At 71.0% G+C, this 14,189-nt stretch carries 10 protein-coding genes; 2 read left to right on the forward strand and 8 right to left on the reverse strand.

Annotation, left to right across the window (positions count from 1 at the left end; genetic code table 11):
* Positions 1-111: 111 nt before the first annotated feature.
* Positions 112-900: a mismatch-specific DNA-glycosylase gene (locus tag C4U44_RS34770; protein WP_322973722.1), complete on the reverse strand. Its 789-nt coding sequence runs from the start codon at positions 898-900 to the stop codon at positions 112-114.
* Positions 810-1,322: an AAA family ATPase gene (locus C4U44_RS34775; protein ID WP_103890072.1), complete on the reverse strand. Its 513-nt coding sequence runs from the start codon at positions 1,320-1,322 to the stop codon at positions 810-812. Before C4U44_RS34775 ends, C4U44_RS34770 begins: the two co-directional genes overlap by 91 nt.
* A 437-nt stretch (positions 1,323-1,759) precedes the next feature.
* Here C4U44_RS34775 and C4U44_RS34780 point away from each other — a divergent pair, with 437 nt between their 5' ends.
* Positions 1,760-2,728, forward strand: coding sequence for a helix-turn-helix domain-containing protein (locus C4U44_RS34780; RefSeq protein ID WP_103890073.1), 969 nt, complete (start codon positions 1,760-1,762; stop codon positions 2,726-2,728).
* A 301-nt stretch (positions 2,729-3,029) separates the two neighbouring features.
* Here C4U44_RS34780 and C4U44_RS34785 read toward each other — a convergent pair whose 3' ends face one another.
* The 4 genes from C4U44_RS34785 to C4U44_RS34800 all read right to left on the reverse strand — a co-directional run bounded on the left by C4U44_RS34785 (position 3,030) and on the right by C4U44_RS34800 (position 7,751).
* A complete protein-coding gene (locus tag C4U44_RS34785; RefSeq protein ID WP_103890074.1) occupies positions 3,030-3,419 on the reverse strand; it encodes a peptidoglycan-binding domain-containing protein in 390 nt (129 codons plus the stop codon).
* Between the two features lie 70 nt (positions 3,420-3,489).
* Positions 3,490-3,858, reverse strand: coding sequence for a peptidoglycan-binding domain-containing protein (locus C4U44_RS34790; RefSeq protein WP_146088416.1), 369 nt, complete (start codon positions 3,856-3,858; stop codon positions 3,490-3,492).
* A gap of 290 nt (positions 3,859-4,148) precedes the next feature.
* Positions 4,149-6,521: a serine/threonine-protein kinase gene (locus C4U44_RS43355; protein WP_265737359.1), complete on the reverse strand. Its 2,373-nt coding sequence runs from the start codon at positions 6,519-6,521 to the stop codon at positions 4,149-4,151.
* A gap of 195 nt (positions 6,522-6,716) precedes the next feature.
* Positions 6,717-7,751, reverse strand: a complete 1,035-nt coding sequence (locus tag C4U44_RS34800; protein WP_103890076.1) for a helix-turn-helix transcriptional regulator — start codon at positions 7,749-7,751, stop codon at positions 6,717-6,719.
* Positions 7,752-8,170: 419 nt separating this feature from the next.
* On the opposite strand from C4U44_RS34800, the gene C4U44_RS34805 reads away from it, so the two are divergent.
* Complete coding sequence (locus C4U44_RS34805) at positions 8,171-12,133, forward strand: S8 family serine peptidase (RefSeq protein WP_103890077.1); 3,963 nt, start codon at positions 8,171-8,173, stop codon at positions 12,131-12,133.
* A gap of 110 nt (positions 12,134-12,243) precedes the next feature.
* On the opposite strand, the gene C4U44_RS34810 is transcribed toward C4U44_RS34805, so the two are convergent.
* Both C4U44_RS34810 and C4U44_RS34815 read right to left on the reverse strand, forming a co-directional pair.
* Entirely contained in the window at positions 12,244-13,428 is a 1,185-nt protein-coding gene (locus tag C4U44_RS34810) for a hypothetical protein (protein ID WP_235032588.1), read from the reverse strand.
* 218 nt (positions 13,429-13,646) lie between these two features.
* Positions 13,647-14,171, reverse strand: coding sequence for a hypothetical protein (locus C4U44_RS34815; RefSeq protein WP_103890105.1), 525 nt, complete (start codon positions 14,169-14,171; stop codon positions 13,647-13,649).
* Positions 14,172-14,189 lie beyond the last annotated feature (18 nt).

A 14,189-nucleotide genomic window follows, 5' to 3' on the forward strand; every position in this document is an offset into this window, starting at 1 on the left:
GCTACCCGCCGCCTCCGACAGCCCCCACGCGGCCAGGGCAGCGACCCGGCGCCGAAACCGCCACCCCGGCCCGCGCCGCGCTCTTCCGCGGTGCCGGCTCGACCGTTGCGATCAGCTCCTGCCGGTGTCGGTGGGCGTCACCCCGGAGTGCCTTGTGCGGCGTCGGTCGGGCAGACCCGCTGCGATGCGCAGCGCGGTGAATTCCTGAGCCAGTGCGGCCGGTGGGAAGTGTGCGTTGCGGCCGCTGGGGTTGGGCAGGATCCAGGCGTTGGCTCCGTCGATCTTCGCCGGCTGCATGCCTGTGCTTGCGTGGCGATCCCCGAATGCTGCGCGGTAGCCGGTGACTCCGAGGAAGGCGAGCCAGGTCGGTCGCAGGGATTTCATACGGCGCAGGAAGTCCTGGGTTCCTTGGACGTACTCCTCGTGGGTCAGGTCTGCTGCACTCGGTGTCGGCCGGCGGATGAGGCTCGTGATGCCGAGCCCCAGATTCAGCAGGTCGCGTTCTTGTTCAGGGCGGAACAGCCGGGGTGTGAAGCCCGCGCTGTGGAGAGCAGGCCACATTCGGTTGCCTGGCGTCGAAAAGCTGTGACCGCGCACGGCGGACTGCAGCCCCGGATTGATGCCGACGAAAATGACGACGAGGCGTTCGGCAACGACGTCGTTCAGTGCTGGTCGGGAGCTGGTGTCGATGGTGACCTCGCAGTGTTTCGGGTCCGGGCCGGCGCCCGGTTCGAGACCGGTGTCCTGGTCGTGCGGGGGCTGGCGACTGCGGTCTGATGGGCCGTGCGGTCCTGCCGTGAGCCCACACGTCAGGAAACCGCCGCCAGGAACTCGACAGCCGCCGCTACGTTGGAGGACACGTCGGTCACCGCGTCCAGCACCAAGCGGTGATCGGTCCACGGGGCAAACCTCTCACGCAGCCGTTCCACCGCCTCCCACGTCGGCTCCGTGAAGCCCTCGATCCTGCGGGAGCGGCCTTCCAGCCGCCGGCGGTGCACTATCGGATCCGAACACACCACCTCGATGAACGCCACCGGCACGCCGTGACGACCCCCCAGCGACCGCCACTGCTCCCGTGCCGCTTCCACGGCGTTGACCGCGTCGGCGATCACCGTCTGGCCAAGGGCGAGCACACCGCCGGCCACGGCTTCGGCCACGGCATACGCGGCCAGGCCGGTGGGCTGGTCACGCGCGACCCCCGCACGCCACATCGCTGCCTCCACCGGGTCGACGGAGACGACCGGAGCGACCAGCCTCCGTCCCAACGCCTCAGCCATCGAACTCTTCCCCGCACCGGGCAGCCCCGCCATCACGATCAACATGACGACACCCTGGCACCCCCGACCGCCGTCAAGGCCGGAACCGGGCAGGCATCCTCGGCCCCGCCACCCGGTCACACCACCTCATCGGGATGCTCGGCCGCCGGTACGTGCCGGGCGCTCTCGTCGCGCGACCGCCTGGTCCCACCAGCACACACCCGCGTCGCTCGACTTCGAACGACATGGGGTGTCCGACCGTCTCAACGGCGACGTTGAGGCAAGCGCCGCTCCGTACCGCCACGTCCCACGATGACCTCACGCGGACAGATATCACAGCAGTTCAGCGAGAGGGACGTCCCATGAAGCCCTCAATCCGCGGCGGTTCCTGGCAGATGACAGGGGCCGGCATGCAATCTCGGCCGTGCAGAGCCGGGCGGCGCGGTCCACCCCGCGCCGCCCTCTCAGACACAGCTACTGGGCGACAGGCCGAGGGGGACGGTATGGGCTTGGCAGAGTTACGTAGCAGGGACGTGCCTGGGGTGAAGCGGTTCGACTGGTTTTGGGATCGATTGACGGAGGACCCCGCGCCCACATACAGCGTCAGCGGGCACCAAGATGAATTCCGGTCGACGACTGCTGCTTTGGACCTCGGGCCCGTCAAAGTGTCGATCTTTTCGTTTCCGCCCATGCCTTCATCGCGCACACCGCGGTTGATCCGCCAGTCGGATCCTGACCTGTGGGAGTTGGGCCTCATGACCAGCGGATTGATGATCGTCGATCAGGAGCATCGCCAGGTCAAGGTAGGTGCGGGAGACCTGCTGCTGTACGACATGTCACGGCCGACAGAGATGCGGGTGACCGGGAGCGGTCACATCACCCTCCTCCATTTGCCGAAATCCGCAGTGCCGCTTGCGGATCACTCGGTACGAGGTCTTCTGTTGCGTCGGCTTCCCCTGGACGGCAGCGGCGCCCTGCTCGCCGGATTCCTCCAAGGGCTGGCGGCCGCCCGGTGGAGCGGACTGGAGGCCGAGCGGCTCGGATCGGCCGCGGTCCAGCTCGCCTCCGCATTCCTGGGAGGCCTCGCGGACAGGGAGGAGATCTCACCGCAGGAGAGTCGGAAGATCGTGCTTCTCCGTCAGGTGAAGACCTTCATCGCAGCGCACCTGACGGAGACTCGCCTGGGACCACAGGTGATCGCGGATGCCCACTTCATCTCGGTGCGCTCCCTGCACCTTCTGTTTCGCGCGGAGAAGCAGACCGTGAGCGCCTATATCCGCGGGGAACGGCTGGAGCGGTGCCGGAGCGACCTGGGACAGCCATGCCGTGCGACGACCCCCGTCGAGGCGATCGGCGCGCGCTGGGGGTTCGCGGACGCAACGTCGTTCAGCCGGGCGTTCAAGGCAAGCTTCGGGATGCCTCCAGGCGAGTACCGCAGGTGGTTGGACGGGGCCGCCACGGTTCGCCCCTGAGCCGCCCGGCCCCCGGCTCCCCGGCCCTGGAGTTGGCTCCGGCCACCGTCAGCAGCCAGGAGTCGCCGATCGGGGTATCGGCCCGGGTGCAGGCCGACGCCTGGCAGGTCGGGCGACCGCCGTCTGCGACGTCTCGGAGATCTCCGGCACGGCGTCGACCGGCGCGCGCCAACCCTGTGCGGGTCCCCCGGCATTGCAGCTGCTGGAAGACCCGCACTTACCAAGAGCGGTGCGCATTCAAGGGCCCGGATCGGGGGACTTGAGACGGAGCGGAGGAGTCTGACGGGGCCGCGGTGTCCGGTTACCCGGCGAGGCACCCCTCGTCGGCGTTCCACCAGTTGAGTTCGGACCAGGTCTGAGAACCGACGATGCCGTCCACGTGGATCTGGTCGCGGGACTGGAAGGTGCGCACGGTGGCCAGTGTTGCTGAGCCGAAGTACCCGTCCTCCGAGAGGTTCGTGTCGCAGAGCGACCAGTTCAGCTCGCACTGAAGCTGTTTGACGGCGAGCTTGTAGGTGCTGGGGGCGTAGGAGAGCGTGGGCTGGCTGCTGGTGTACTGGCAGAACCGCGTGATCGCGGTCGGCCTCGCGACGCCGCTGGTTTGCGCGTTCGCGACGGGAGCCGCGGCGATACACCCGATGGCGGCCAGCCCCGATATCGCGAGAGTAGCGGTGATCTTCTGTGCGGACAACGTACACTCCCTCTGCTGCTGTGGTTTCGTGCTTGCCTTCTTCGGCGAGGACAACGCCCCAGTCCTTCGCTCAGTGCGGAACGTAGGTCTTGCAGTAGTTCTGGGTGCCCTTTTGGTCGGCGTCCCACGCAAGGATGTCTTCCCCGGTATTGGGTCCTACGATTCCGTCATCGGTGTTCTCCGTGTTCACCTGGAACCACTTGACACCGTCTCGCGTATTGGATCCGAAGATGGCGTCCTCTGCGAGGGGGCGCTTACCGGGGTGCAACGCCTCGAAGAAGTTGTTGACGCCGTACTGGACGCACCAGACGCCGTGTGTATTCGTCGAGCCAATGCTGATGGGAGCAATGGCACTTGCTGAACCGACCGCGGCGACCGTGACAAGCGCGGTTCCTGCGGCCACCAGACCAAGGCGGCGAAATTTCCTGCTGTGCACCATTCATACACTCCAATCCGTGAACGCCGGATTTGGAGTATGCCGACATGCCACAGGGGGTGTCATTGGCAGTCAGCGCATTCACCTTGACTGTCCGCGCATGGTTTCAGAACATCGTTCCACGAAAGGGCCGCCAACGTTGCATGCGCTGGATTTCCCGACGCCCCCACCGCAGGAGCACCCCTGCGCGGCCCGCCCCCGCGGCCGTAGCGGGCGATGGTCTTGCTCAAAGGTCGCCGCGGGCGGCTGCGCGGTCAGGTCGGAGGGGTCTCACCGCAGCGTCCGGCACGCCGTCAGGTCTGGATGGCGTACACCTTGTAGTCGTTGCTGCCGACGTAGACCACGCCGCCCGACACCCTCGGGGAAACCTGCACTTCGGCGTCCGTGGGGAAGGCCCACCGCTTCTTGCCGGACACCGCGTCCAGCGCGTACAGGTTCTTGGCGTCACTGCCGACGTAGACCACACCACCCGCCACCGTCGGGGCGGACAAGACGCTGTTGCCCGTGTCGAAGGTCCAGCGCTTCTTGCCGGTCGCGGCATCCAGCGCGAACACGTACTGGATCTCGTCGCCGACGTAGACCACGCCGCCCGCCACCGTCGGTGCCCCGAAATGCCGGTAGCCCGCGCCCGGGATCTTGTACTTCTGGCCGGTGAGGGCCCAGTGCTGCTTTCCCGTCGCGGCGTCCACCGCGTACAGGCGGTCACTGGAGGCGTAGACCCGGCCGCCCGCCACGACCGGGCGGAGGTCCACGCTGTCGCCGGTGGTGAAGGCCCAGCGCTTCTTGCCGGTCGTGGCATCCAGCGCGTACAGGGAGTTGTCGTCGCTGCCGAAGTAGACGGTGCCGTTGACCACGACCGGCGCCTCATCGACCATGCCGTCCTTCTTGCAGCGGAAGTTCCAGCGCTGCTTGCCGGTCTCCGCGTCCACCGCGTAGAGGCGCTCGTCGTCGCAGCCGATGTAGAGGACACCGGCGGCCAGGGCCGGCGAGGAGTTGACCAGGCTCTCGGTGTGAAAGGTCCAGCGTTTCTTGCCCGTTGCGGCATCCAGTGCCCACAGGCCGTTGTCGGCGGTGCCGACGTAGAGCACACCGTTCGCGACGGCCGGCGTGGAGTACACCACGTTGCCGGTGGGTACCGCCCAGCGCTGCTTCCCCGTCGCGGCGTCCACCGCGTACACGCTCTGGTCGTTGCTGCCGAAGTAGACCATGCCGTTCGCGACGGTCGCCGACGTGTGCACCTCGCCGCCGGAGGTGAACGCCCAGATCTGCTCGCCCGGATTTCGGTGGGGCGGCGGGGTGGTACGGACGGGCCGGCGTGCGGATGAACCCACGGCGGAGGGGCTGCCGACGGAACCGGAACCCCCGTCGGAGGTCTTCCACACCGCGACGACGGCGCCGGCGGCGAGAGCGGTACCGGTCAGGGCGAGGAGTGCGCCGCGCCGTGTCATGGGGGGTGGGGTCCCGGCGGGATACGAGTGCACCAGCGGTTCGGGGTCGGCCGGTTCGTGCGCCGGTTCGGAACGGCCGATGCCGCCCCCGGCAGGGTGGTCCGCAGTCCGGGTGGGCGCCTCGTCCATCCGCGGGCCCGCCGTCGCGGGGTCGGCGCCGGCGGGTGCCGTCGGCGAGGAGGATATCCCTGGCGGCGCGGGAGGCGCGGGCACCGCGTCGGAGGTCGGCCCCGGCGGCACGGCGGGAACGTCCGGCGCGGTAGGGGTCGGGGCCGCGGGCGGAGCCGGGTCCGGAATCCGGCCCGGCGCGCGGGGCAGTGCGGTGGCGGTCCGCGCCAGGACGAGCCGGTTGACCGGGTCCGGCATCCAATCGGACGCGGTGAGCGACAGCGTCGCTTCGGCCGCCTCCGCGCCGGCCGGGGCGGCCATGCGGTGCAGCAGGTCGGCGACGGTCGGCCGCCGGTCGGGTTCCTTGGCCAGGCAGGCCGCCACGATCTCGCGCAGCCCGGGCGGCAGGGCGCCGAGATCGGGCTGCTCGTACACGGCGCGGAAGTGCAGGGCGTGCGGGGTGCCGGAGCCGAACGGGCCGACGCCGGCGGCGGTGTAGGCCAGCACGGCGCCGAGGGCGAAGACATCGCTGGCCGGGCCGATGGACCCGCCGGTGAGCTGTTCGGGAGACATGAAACCGGGGGTGCCGATCGTCATGCCGGTGTGGGTCAGCGCGCTGGCCTCGCTCGCGGTGGAGATCCCGAAGTCGATCACCCGGGGACCGTCGGAGGCCAGCAGCACGTTGGAGGGCTTCAGATCGCGGTGCACGACTCCGGCGGCGTGAATCGCCTCCAGCGCCTCGGCCAGTCCCGCGCCGAGCGCCAGCACGGGCCCGGCCGCCCAGGGGCCGTGCCCGGACACCGCCTCCCCCAGCGACACCCCGGATACGTAGACGGTCGCCAGCCAGGCCGGGGAACCCTCGGGATCGGCGTCGACGACACCGGCGGTGAAGGCACCGTTGACCCGGCGGGCCGCCGTCACCTCACGGGCGAAGCGGCGCCGGAACTCCCCGTCCCTGGCCAGCTCCGGGCGGACCACCTTGAGCGCGACCGGACGGCCACCGGGCGAACGCCCCAGGTACACCTGGCCCATACCGCCGGCGCCGATCCGCGCCACGATCCGGTACCGCCCCACCTGCCGGGGGTCCTCCGGTTCCAGGATGTCGAACACGGCCCTCCCTGCCCACACCAGGGACCTCCCTGGCCACTGGGAACGCATCATGCCAGAAGTGCGGAACGCAGGAGAACGCGCGGAACCGAGTGCCGGGACGGCGCCGCCTCGGCGGGGCAGCGGCGGGGCAGCGGCGCCGAAAGGACCGCGGGCGACGGGCGGTTGGGGCCGCCCGCCACCGGGCGACCTGCGGCCTCAGCGCCCCGGGGCCAGCCAGCCGCGTTCCCGCGCGAGCAGCGCGATCTGGAAGCGGTTGCGCGCGCCCAGCGCCATGCCGATGTCGCTGACGTCCTTCTGCACGGTGCGCCGGCTCACCCCCAGCGTGCGGGCGATCGTCTCCTGCTTCATGCCGAGCGAGAGTAGCCGCAGCACCTCGCGGGCCCGCGGGTGGGGCAGGTCCGCGGCGGGCTGCGGCGGGTCCGGATGGGCCTCCGGCCCCCAGCGCACGCCGTGCTCCCACAGGCTCTCGAACAGGGCCGCCAGCACGTGTATCAGCGTCGGGGAGTGCACCAGCAGCGAGCCGGCCGCCGGGTCGTCGCGCCTCAGCGGCATGATCGCGGTGGAGCCGTCGAAGAGCACCAGCTTCATCGGCAGCCCGCTGGACAGCCGCACGTCGCCGCCGATCTCGACACCGCGCCGCGCCGTCTCCAGCGACACCTCGTCGGAGAGGGTGTCGCTGTCGTACACCGACCGGAAGCGCACCCCCGCGCGGATCGCCGCCGCCTGCACCTCCAGACGGTCCGGCACCCCGTCGACCGCCGCCACGTACGGCGGCATCACCAGGTGCAGCACCTCGTGCCGGGCGGCCCGCAGCAGGTGCGCGTAGCGCGCGGTGATCCGCTCCTCGGTGTCGAGGATCTCGAACTGGTCCGAGGCGAAACGGTGGTTGGTCACCGAGATGTGCACCTCGTGCAGCCGCTCGGCGTACGTCTCCAGGCTCGCCAGTTCCTCGCGGCGACGTGCGAGGAGGCTGCCCAGTGCCGGGCGCGGCGGGCTGGCGCTCCAGCGCGCCTCGCGGCCGCTGAGCCGCACCGCCAGCAGCGCCGACTCCAGCAGGCGAAGGGCCCGTGCGGCAGCGGCGGTTGAGGTGCCGAGCGCGGCCGCCGCCTCGCCGGGTGCCGTCTCCGGATGCCCGACCAGGTACTCCAGGACCCGTCCCGCGAGCGGCGGCAGGCCCAGCCCGCTCCAGGAAACCTGCGGCGCGCGCGGGATCTGCGGTTCCGCGGCCATCGGGGCCCCTTGCTGTCGTTCACCGGTGGGAGTGGGGGGTGCCGTGATCGTAACCCGGCTGCCCCACCCGCCCGTTCGGCGGGGGAGCGTTCCCACGCCCCCCACAACAGGCCCCCTTAACCGCCGTACTTGGGACATCCCGGTGCCAACTCCCGGCCGTTGAACACCCCTCGCGTCGCGCGAAAGCGCAACTGCACTCAGCCGCACTTGCGTTCCCTTGTCCCTGGTGGCACTCCCGCCGCAAGGTGATCAGCGTCCTTCCACCACGCACCGGCTGGCCTTTCGCGCACCCCGGCACGCCGCCACAGCAACCACGCCTTCCTCCGCCTTCACAGCGGCAAGGACCGCACGAGCTCCCCCGACGCGGACGGAGCCGCACACGCGTCGCCCCCGAAGTCCCCGGCCCAAGGAGCACGTTGATGCATCGACAGGTCAGAAGGGCCGCCGCCGCGCTGGCCCTGCTCGTCCCTCTCGTGGCTGCCGGCCCCGCCGTTGCCGCACCTGACGGCGGCTCCGCCGCCGCACCACCCGCCGCCCACAGCCTCACCCTCGCCGACGGATCGAAGGTGCTCTGGTCGGACGACGGCACCGGTACGCTCACCGACCCGCAGGGCCGCACCCGCGCCTTCCCCGTGCCGCGCTCGGCCGGCCGCACGGGGCTCGGGGCCACCCTCGCCCCCTCCACCACCGCGCTCACCGCCCGCGCCAGGACCGCTCGCGCGGCGTCGTACACCCTCGGCACGCGGCAGGACACCGCCGCCCAACAGGCCCCGATCCAGGCGATGAACACCGGGCCTGTGACGCTGCCCACCGCGGCCAAGGCCGCCCTGCGGCAGGACGCCCGCAAGGCCCCGCAGCCCGCCGAGTCCTCGGGCCTGCCCGCCAACGACGGGTTGAGCACGTCCTTCCAGTCGTACCTCAACGCCCAGGGCGTGGACGCCGCCGGCACCTTCGCCGACGCGAACACCTACCTGCACGCCCTGCCCGGCGCCGGGCAGATCGTCACCAACGTCTCCATCGGCGATCTCACCGACCAGTCGATGGCCGACGGTGGCGACGACTACGTGCGCGCGTACGGTCCCACCACCGTCGTCGAGGACGGCCAGCGCTACCTCGACGAGCCGTCGATGCCGCTCATCCCGACCTACACCGCCGACAACGACGGCCGGCTCGATCCGCTCGGCTCCGTCGAGGGTGAGGACCCCAACCTCGGTGAGGTCCTGCTCGACTTCTCGATGATGGCCCCGCTGCCGCACGACCAGCAGCGGCCCGACGCCACCGGCAGCGGCGCGACCGACCTGCTCGGCATCGCGCCCGGCGCCCAGTACCGCCTGGTGGTGCCGCAGGAGGCCAGCTACGCGGGCATCGCCGCCGCCCTGAAGGCCGCCGCGAATCAGAAGCCCCGGCCCAGCGTCATCACCGCCAGTCTCGGCTTCGGCACCGACGAGGAGATCGGCTTTCCCGGACGCTACCTGGAGGACGACCCGACGATCCGGGCCACCTTGACGTCCATCGTGAAGTCCGGGATCGCCGTGGTCGTCTCCTCCAACGACGGCACGCGGCTCGCCCTGCCCGTCTCCGTCGGCCCCGACGGCGGCAGCACCCCGACCGACACCACCACCAAGGCGGGCGCCCAGACCGACATCGACGACGTGGAGCCGACGACCACGCCCTCGCAGGTGGTGGACAGCGGCGTCATCGCGGCCGGCGCCACCACCACCGACGACACGCTCACCTCTGCCGACACGCGGCAGGGCGTCTACCCGACGACCCGCTACAACGGCTCGACCGGCTTCTCCTCCGGCTTCGGCACCCGCGTCGACCTCGCCGCCCCCGGCGACGACCTGCCGTCCCTGATGCACGTGTGCACCTCCAGCCCCTGCGCGGCGCAGGACGTCGAGGTCGTGCTCAACGGCGGAACCTCCGCCTCCGCCCCCGAGATCGCCGCCGCCGTCGCCGACGTGCTGCAGGCCGCCAAGGCAACCCACCAGAGCATGACCCCGCGCCAGGTCCGCGACCTGCTGGTGTCCACCGGCAGCCCCATCGCCGCGCCCGCACAGGCCGACCAGCCCCTCTCCATGGGCACGCAGCTCGACGTGACCGCCGCCTTCGAGAAGGTCCTCGCCCACGGCTACCGCATCGCGCCGCAGCCCGTACGGCTGTCGGTGGCCCAGCGGCAGTTGCTGCCCACCACTTCGGGCACCGCCTTCACCGAGTCCACCGACCCCGCGGCGATCGACCTCGCCGGGCCCGCCGACGCCAACGGCACGCCCTCCGGCCAGAACGCCGTCGCGCCGATCACCCTCGGCCTGGACCTGACCGGTGACCGGGACGGCCTGACCTACCGGGTGCGGGTCGGCAGCGCCTCCTTCACCACCAAGACGCCGAGCCTGCGCCTGACACCCGCCCAGATCCTCGGCGCCGCCGGGCTGCCGCTCGCCTCCGACACCGCCCGCACCGTGCCCGTCACCTTCCAGGCGCTGCACGGCGACAAGGTCGTCGGGCAGCTGTCGCAGAAGCTGACCTTCCTCGCCGACGACGGCACCTACGCCCAGGCGCTCGCCCCGGCCGCTCCCGGCGCCACCCCGCTCGGCCGGCCCGTCACCGTCTCCTACGACCTCACCGGCGTGCGCGGTGTGGACAGCCCCCGCCTGGTGCTCTCCTCCGTCGGCCACTACACGCCGAGCGCGGCCGTGGACGACTTCAACGTCCAGTGGTCCGCCCCGCTCACCGGGACCAAGGGGACCGTCACGATCCCCGCCTCGGCCTTCACCGCGGGCGGCGCCGGACTCTACGGTGTCGGCGTCCAGCAGGCCGAGATCGCCGGGGTGCTCCCGGTCTACGGGGACTTCCGCGCCCTGCGGATCGGGCCCGCCGCCGACCAGCGGCCGTCCGCACCGCTGCTCAGCGCCGGCGACTACACCCTCGCGCACGCGGCCGACGCCGACCGCAACGCGCCCAGGACGACCGTGACGTGGGACGCGACCGCCGTGCCCGGCGCGGACGGCGCCGAGTTCGAGGTGATGTCGCCCGGGCCCACGCTCTACGGCTCGCTGAACACCGCCACCAACCAGAACGGCAGCCGCCGCGACGACGACGGCTTCAACCACGCCTCCACTCTCACCGTCAAGCTGCCGTCGGAGAAGGGGCACACCGTCCTGGACCTGTCCGCCCTCAAGCTGCCGACCGGGCTGCAGTACCCGGTGCGGGTGCTCGCCACCCGGCACGGGTCGCCGATCGGCCAGGCGTCCCCGACGTCCTTCCTGCAGTACCGCGACGGCGACCAGCTCACCGGAACCGTCGAGAGCTTCACCGTCTCCGGCGGGAAGGCGCTGATCTCCACCGACGCCTTCACCTACACCGGCGGCAGCGAGGTCTACCACCTGGACCGCTCGGCCACCACCGGGTACGACCTGGCCACCGGTACCGCGGGGGCGTCCTTCGCCGAATCCACCGACGGGCAGACGATGCAGGAGGTGTTGGGCACCGACCCGGCCAGCGGGCACGCCCTGATCATCCACACCCCGTTCGCCGGCTCGCAGGGCGAGATCGACGTGGCCGACCCCGCCACCGGCACCGCTGTGAAGGTCACCGCGCTGTCCGATCTGATCACCGGAAGCGGCTACCTGGAGGGCGGCACGGTGGATGCGGCCCGCCACCGCGGCCTGGTCACCACCTACGAGCCCGACAGCGGGCTGAGCCGGGTCTGGCCGGTCGACATGGCCACCGGGCAGGTCGGCACGCCGCTGGCCCTCAACCCGAACAACCTGTACCGCTCCTACAACAGCGTCTCCGTGGACGCCTCCACCGGCGAGGTGTTCGTCGCCACCGGCGGCACGATGGGCCCGTGCCTGTCCGGCCGGGTCTTCTACGGCGCGGTCGGCGCGAACTTCGACACCGGCACCGTCACCCCCGTCACCTCGCTGCCGATGTGCGTCTCGGCCCTCCTGCCGGACGGCAAGGGCGACACCCTCTACGGGGCCGTCGGCGCCGCCCAGCCCGACGCCGAGAGCGGCACCTTCCCCACCAGCACCTGGCTGACCGCCGACCAGAAGACGCTGACCCCCGCGGCCACGGCGGACACCGGCACCCGCGGACCTGTCTGGCCGGCCCTGGACAGTACCCACCACGTGGCGGTGGAAGGAAGCCTCTACGAGAGCGGAGTGGAGACCGACAACAACGCGATGAGCGAGATCACCGTGCTGGACCCGGCCACCGGCAAGGTCCTGGCCCGCCACCCGGTGGCCAACCTGGTGGACTCCACCGTTGCCGGCTCCAACTTCGACTTCACCGGCCGCCACGGACTCTTCCTGGATCCGGCCACCCGCACCGGGTGGGTCATCAACGCCTGGGGCACCGGGCTGGAGCGCTTCGCCTACTGAGAACCGGGCCGGGGGCGCCATGCCCCCGGCCCGCCATGGTGCGGATCGGCCCGGCATGGTGCGGCATCGGGCGGGCGGTGGCGTCGAGGGTCACGTCGATGCCCGGTCGATCATGTCTGCGCGTCGCACACCTTGTTGACGGCCGCTCGGAGCCGGAGCCAGGTGGGATCTTCTTCCGTTGCGGCGTGCACCGTTGCCAGGTCGTCCGAGTTCCAGGTGCGCTCCCCGTCCGTGAGGAGGAGGTGCTCGTCCAGGTCGCCGCCCTCGGGGACTTCGGACGTCGCGTCGAGGAACTCCGCGACCGCGGACGCCGCGGCGGTGGACGCGTCGCCGTCATCCGGGGCGCGGGTCTCCTCGAGGTCGGACCGCACGGACACGAGGACGAGCTCGCCGCCACCGCTCGCGAGGACGAGCTCGCCCGACGCCGTGGCCGCCAGCGCGGACACGGGAGACCCGGCGACCAGGCGGTGCTCGACCACACGCGACGTCTCGATGTGGACCTCGAAGAGGGCTCCTGTGGGTGCCCCGACCCAGAGCACGCCGGGCCGGGCTCCGAACGCGAGGTTGTGCCGCGACCACGCGCGCATCTGGTCGAGCCACTCCTGCGGATAGGGGTAGCCGGGGCTGGGCTCGCCGAGGGTCGTCGACAGGACGCGTTGAAGCGACGGGAACGCGAACACGTCAAGCGTGTTCCCGTAGGCGTTGCCTCGGATCGCGAAGTGACGCCCGTCCGCGCTGAACAGGGGGGTCTCGTAACCGTCGACGTCCAGGATCAGGGCCCGTCGGAGCAGCCGCATCGCACCGGACGCGGCCCCCGGATCGACCCGGGCGAACAGGCCGTGTGTCGCGCCCTGGTCGCTGCTCAGCGTGACCACCAGCCCGCCGCCGGGGTGGTGGGCCACGCCGGTGTCCCACGCCGGGCCCGAACCGACGGTCCCTGAAGTCAGGTCGACGACGTCCGAGCTGTCCCACGCGTCGCTTGAGGACGGCGATGCCCACAACGTCCCGCCGTCCGGGCTGAATGCCAACCTTCGGTACTCGGTGGTAGGGGGAACACCGTCCACCGCGGACCGTCCGGAAGGGGTCCACTGCACCACGCCGGACTCGCCGGCTGACACCGCGAGCCGCGGCTCGCCGGGATGCCAGGCCAGTGCGGGCGTCCGCACGATCCGCTCCCAGCTGAAGGCATCGCCATAGCCATCCGACTCCGAGCCGACAGAGCCGAGTTCGCGCAACTGCCCCGCCTCGCAGCTCCATACATGGACCGCCGGACGCTCCCCGTCCAGGCCGGCCACGAGAGGAAGGCGCGGATGGCACACCAAACGCTCGACAGGGCATCCACTGCGTACGCGCACACGCGCCGTGGCCTCAAGATCAGTCATGCCGAGACCGTAGTCGTGGGTACTGACACGCAAGCCGACGAGCGGGTCGTGCACCTTCGCGGCAACACCGGTAGCCGTTGGGGCCACCGTGCCGGTGCGGCCCTCGGAGGCTTCGCAGCCTCGTCAGATGGTCATGGCCGGCCCTGGCTCTGTCCGTTGTCGAGGACGGCCACGAGGTCGTGGAGTATCCCAACGAACTCTTCGGTCGAGATCTTGGCCAGGAAGACCTCGCCCGCATGCTCAGGATGCTTGAGCAGGTGCTCGTCCCGCCGGAACTGCAGGGTAATGAGCGAGCTGTCCTGGTCCTGGAAGTGGTGGGCAGTCACGTTGTCCGTCGTGGGTCCCCAGTTCATGACCCGGAACCGGCTGCGAAACTCGAAGTCGGCCTCGCTTTCGTCATCAGTTCCGGCGCGGAGCATGAGACGCCGGTGCGCGGCTTGTGGCGACAGGCCGTCGAACGGCAGCGCGGAGGCCATGCCGGATCGCAGCCAGGCGGCCGTGTCCAGCACGTCGCGGCGAAACTGCCTGGCGAAGGCCATGTTGTCGTCGCAGGTCAGCCATATCCCTGCGGCCCAGATGTCCACCCGGCACAGCTCGTGGTCCCACTCGCCCACCTCGATGGCGAACGTGTGCTTGTCTCCCAAGATCGTGGTCACCCCGGGACCCTCGCGGGC

Source organism: Actinacidiphila yanglinensis (assembly GCF_900107965.1).
In the GTDB taxonomy this organism is placed as follows: Bacteria; Actinomycetota; Actinomycetes; order Streptomycetales; family Streptomycetaceae; genus Actinacidiphila; species Actinacidiphila yanglinensis.